This window comes from Micromonospora sp. NPDC005707 (assembly GCF_040631005.1).
GTDB lineage: Bacteria > Actinomycetota > Actinomycetes > Mycobacteriales > Micromonosporaceae > Micromonospora.
In genome coordinates, this window is the sequence record NZ_JBEXYR010000039.1 from 1 (window position 1) to 4,707 (window position 4,707).

The following is a 4,707-nucleotide window of genomic DNA, read 5'->3' on the forward strand; positions in this document are numbered from 1 at the left end:
GCGGCGATTGTGGAGTTGGGTTATCGGCCGAATCGGGCGGCTCGGGCGTTGGTGACGGGTCGGTCGCAGGTGATTGGTGTGGTGGCGCAGAACACGACGTTGTATGGGCCGGCGTCGTTGTTGGCGGCGTTGGAGCAGACCGCGGCGGAGGAGGGTTTCGCGGTCACGGTGGGCAGTGTGCGGGATCTGGACCGGGTTTCCATCTCCGCCGCCGTGGAGCGGCATCTCGCCCATCGGGTGGCCGGCATTGTGGTGATCGCTCCCGTCGAGTCCGCCGGTGAGGCGCTGGAACACCTGCCGAAGGACGTTCCCCTGGTGACCGTCGACGGCGACCCGCGTCGGCCGGTGCCGCTGGTGACGGTGGATCAGGTAGCGGGGGCGCGGGCGGCCACGCGGCACCTGCTGCAGGCCGGTCACCGCACGGTGTGGCACGTGTCCGGGCCGGCGGACTGGTTCGACAGTGCGGGGCGGATCGAGGGGTGGCGGGAGGCGCTGCGGGTGGCGGGTGCTGAGGTGCCGCCGTTGGTGGCGGGGGACTGGTCGGCGGCGTCGGGTTACCGGTGTGGGCAGGTGTTGGCGCGGATGCCTGAGGTGACGGCGGTGTTCACCGCCAACGACCACCTCGCGTTGGGTGTGCTGCGGGCGTTGCATGAGCACGGCCGTCGGGTGCCGGCGGAGATCAGTGTGGTGGGTTTCGACGATGTGCCGGAGGCGGCGTTTTTCATTCCGCCGTTGACCACGGTGCGGCCGGACTTCGTCGCGGTGGCCCGGGCCAGTCTGGATCTGCTGCTCGCCCAGATCGAGTCCGGCGCGGTCGGTGAGTTGCGGCGGACCATCGCGCCGAGCCTCGTCTCCCGCGACAGCGTCGCCGCCCCGCCGGCCTGACCGCCCGCGGTGGGCCGGGCCCACGTCCGTTGTGCCGACGCTGTGACCGCTAACAGGGCTTGATCTCCCGTGGCTGGTGATCGCTCGGTTCGTGGTGTTCGCCGCCGAGGCCGTCGCGCCCGCACGCCGGACGGATCGTGGGCAGAGCCCCGAACCGCGCTTCCCGGCAACGACCCTGCCGGTTACCGAACTGTTGCGTCGACGCCTTGACCGCCACCAATGTGAGCGCTAACAATGTGAGCCACGGCACAGGCAGGCGGAGGTGGTGGGAGTGACCGGATCGGGGGACCGGTACGTCGTCGGGGTCGACTTCGGAACGCTGTCGGGCCGGGCCCTGGTGGTCCGCGTCGGGGACGGCGCGGAGCTCGGCACCGCGGTCCACGAGTACCGGCACGGGGTGATCGAGTCCACGCTCCCGGACGGGACGCCGCTCCCACCGGACTGGGCGTTGCAGGACCCCGAGGACTACCGGGAGGTGCTGCGGCACGCGGTGCCGGCCGCCGTGGCCGGCGCGGGGATCGACCCGGCCCGCGTGATCGGGGTCGCGACCGACTTCACCGCCTGCACCGTCCTGCCCGCACTGGCCGACGGCACCCCGCTCTGCGAGGTGCCGGAGCTGCGCAGCCGGCCGCACGCCTGGGTGAAGCTGTGGAAGCACCACGCCGCGCAGCCGCACGCCGACCGGATCAACGCGCTCGCGCACGAGCGCCGCGAGGCATGGCTCCACCGCTACGGCGGGAAGATCTCCGCCGAGTGGCAGTTCGCCAAGGGCCTGCAGATCCTCGACGAGGACCCGGAGATCTACCGTCGCGCCACGCGGTTCGTCGAGGCGGCCGACTGGATCGTCTGGCAGCTCTGCGGGGTGGAGACCCGCAACATCTGCACGGCCGGCTACAAGGGCATCCGCCAGGACGGCCGCTATCCGTCCCGCGACTTCCTGGCGGCGCTCGACCCGGGGTTCGCCGACTTCGTGGCCAAGCTGGACGGGCCACTGCTTCCCATGGGCGCCCGGGCCGGCGCGCTCACCGCCGAGGCCGCCGCGTGGACCGGCCTGCCCGAGGGCATCGCGGTCGCGGCCGGCAACGTCGACGCCCACGTCACCGCCGCCTCCGCCCGGGCGCTGGTGCCCGGCCACCTCGTCGCCATCATGGGCACCTCGACCTGTCACGTGGTCAACGGCACCGAGCTGGCCGAGGTGCCGGGCATGTGCGGTGTCGTCGAGGGTGGACTCAGCCCGGACGCCTGGGGCTACGAGGCCGGCCAGAGCGGCGTCGGGGACATCTTCGGCTGGTTCGTCGCGCACGCCGCGCCGGCGGGTGTCGACTCGCACGAACGGCTCTGCGAGCTGGCCGCGGCGCAGCCGGTCGGCGCCCACGGACTGATCGCGCTGGACTGGTGGAACGGCAACCGTTCCCTGCTGGTGAACCACGACCTGAGCGGTCTCATCCTGGGGCTGACGTTGGCCACCCGGCCGGCGGACGTCTACCGGGCGTTGCTGGAGTCGACCGCGTACGGCACCCGGATGATCATCGAGGCGTTCGTCGAGGCGGGAGTGCCCATCCGGGAGCTGGTGGTGGCCGGCGGCCTGACGGCCAACCCGCTGCTCATGCAGATCTACAGCGACGTCACCAACCGGCCGCTGAGCCTCATCGGTTCGGCGCAGGGGCCCGCGCTGGGCTCGGCCATCCACGCGGCGGTCGCCGCCGGCGCCTATCCGGACGTCTACGCGGCCTCGGCGGCGATGGGCCGGGTCGACCGCGACGCCTACCGGCCGGATCCCGGGCGGGCGCGGGCCTACGACGCGCTCTACGCCGAGTACCGGACCCTGCACGACCACTTCGGACGCGGCGGCAACGACGTCATGTCCCGCCTCCGCGCGTTGCGCAACGCCGCCGTCGAACGACCGGCGGCACAGGTCGACACGCCGCTGGAGGTGGTCGCATGAGCGCCGAGCCCGGTCAGCAGATCCGGCGGCTGCGGGAGAGCATCGCCCGGCTGCACGCCGAACTCACCCGCTACCGGCTGGTCGCGTGGACGTCCGGGAACGTCTCGGCCCGGGTGCCCGGACAGAACCTCATGGTGATCAAGCCGAGCGGCGTCGACTACGACGACCTCGCACCGGAGAACATGGTCGTGTGCGACCTCGACGGCGTCGTCGTCGAGGGCGACCTCGCGCCGTCGAGCGACACCGCCGCCCACGCCTACGTCTACCGCGCCCTGCCCGAGGTGGGCGGGGTGGTGCACACGCACAGCGGGTACGCGACCGCCTGGGCGGCCCGCGGCGAGTCGATCCCGTGCCACCTCACCGCCCAGGCCGACGAGTTCGGCGGCGAGATCCCGATCGGTCCGTTCGCCCTGATCGGCGGCGAGGACATCGGCAAGGGGATCGTGGCGACCCTCGCCGGGCACCGCTCGCCGGCGGTGCTCATGCGCAACCACGGCGTCTTCACCATCGGGCGGGACGCCCGCGCCGCGGTGAAGGCCGCGGTCATGTGCGAGGACATCGCCCGCACGGCGCACCTGGCCCGGGCGCTCGGCGCGCCGCTGCCGATGGCGCCCGCCGACGTCGACGCCCTGCACGACCGCTACCAGAACGCCTACGGACAGCGGCCTCCCTCACCGGCGAGCCCCTGAGGGGCCGCCCCGATCGCGCGGCCGTTCCCCGGACCGTCCGCGTCGCACCACCCACCACCACCAGCGCAGGCCGTGCGCCCACGGGGGCGCGCGGCCTCCCAGAACGCTTACCCCGAGGAGATTTGCGGTGAAGAGAATGAGGACACACCCGCCGTCCCGCAAGGTCATCGCGGTGCTCGCCGCCGCGCTGCTCGCCACCGGCGTGGCGGCCTGCGGCAACAGCGACACGGGCGGCAGCGGCGGCGACGACGGCAAGATCACGCTCGGCTTCTCCCAGGTCGGCGCGGAGAGCGGCTGGCGCACGGCGAACACCACCTCGATCAAGGAGGCCGCGACGGAGGCCGGGATCGACCTCAAGTTCGACGACGCCCAGCAGAAGCAGGAGAACCAGATCAAGGCCATCCGCAACTTCATCCAGCAGAAGGTGGACGTGATCGCCTTCTCGCCGGTGGTGGAGTCCGGGTGGGACACCGTGCTCAAGGAGGCCAAGGACGCCAAGATCCCGGTCATCCTCACCGACCGCTCCGTCGACTCGGCCGACAAGTCGCTCTACAAGACCTTCCTCGGGTCGGACTTCGTGAAGGAAGGCCGCCTCGCGGGGGAGTGGCTGGTGGAGCAGAAGAAGGCCGCCACCGGCCCGGTCACCATCGTCGAGCTGCAGGGCACGACCGGCTCGGCGCCGGCGAACGACCGGAAGAAGGGCTTCGCCGAGGCGATCGCGGCCAACCCCAACCTCAAGATCGTCGCCTCCCAGTCCGGTGACTTCACCCGCGCCGGCGGCAAGCAGGTGATGGAGCAGTTCCTGAAGGCCAACCCGAAGATCGACGTGCTGTTCGCCCACAACGACGACATGGGTCTGGGCGCGCTGGAGGCGATCACCGCGGCCGGGAAGGTGCCCGGCAAGGACATCACCATCATCACCGTCGACGCGGTCAAGGACGGGATGCAGGCCCTCGCCGACGGCAAGTTCAACTTCATCGCCGAGTGCAGCCCGCTGCTCGGTCCCCAGCTCATGGACCTGGTCAAGAAGGTGCACAACGGCGAGGAGGTGCCGGCCCGGATCGAGACCCAGGAGACCACCTTCACCCAGGAGCAGGCGAAGGAAGCACTGCCCAACCGCAAGTACTGACCGGACCACGGGGGTCGCGACCCCGCATCCGGAAGCGGGGGGGGGGGGGGGGGGGGGGG

The 4,707-nt window shown here is 71.8% G+C and carries 4 protein-coding genes; all 4 read left to right on the plus strand.

What is annotated here, in order from left to right; translation table 11 throughout:
* Positions 1-885 (plus strand): substrate-binding domain-containing protein (locus ABZ452_RS32325; RefSeq protein WP_357951225.1); only part of this gene is annotated, 885 nt, incomplete at its 5' end.
* Positions 886-1,147: 262 nt separating this feature from the next.
* Positions 1,148-2,830 carry a ribulokinase gene (gene araB, locus ABZ452_RS32330; protein ID WP_357951228.1) on the plus strand — a complete coding sequence of 561 codons (1,683 nt, stop codon included), beginning with the start codon at positions 1,148-1,150 and terminating at the stop codon, positions 2,828-2,830.
* A complete protein-coding gene (locus ABZ452_RS32335) occupies positions 2,827-3,519 on the plus strand; it encodes an L-ribulose-5-phosphate 4-epimerase (protein ID WP_357951230.1) in 693 nt (230 codons plus the stop codon). Before araB ends, ABZ452_RS32335 begins: the two co-directional genes overlap by 4 nt.
* A 136-nt stretch (positions 3,520-3,655) precedes the next feature.
* Positions 3,656-4,648, plus strand: a complete 993-nt coding sequence (locus ABZ452_RS32340) for an ABC transporter substrate-binding protein (protein WP_357951233.1) — start codon at positions 3,656-3,658, stop codon at positions 4,646-4,648.
* Positions 4,649-4,707: the final 59 nt, after the last annotated feature.

Coding starts and splice junctions, on each gene's coding strand:
- ABZ452_RS32335 (WP_357951230.1), top strand. CDS start 2,827: ATGAGCGCCGAGCCCGGTCAGCAGATCCGGCGGCTGCGGGAGAGCATC.
- ABZ452_RS32340 (WP_357951233.1), top strand. CDS start 3,656: ATGAGGACACACCCGCCGTCCCGCAAGGTCATCGCGGTGCTCGCCGCC.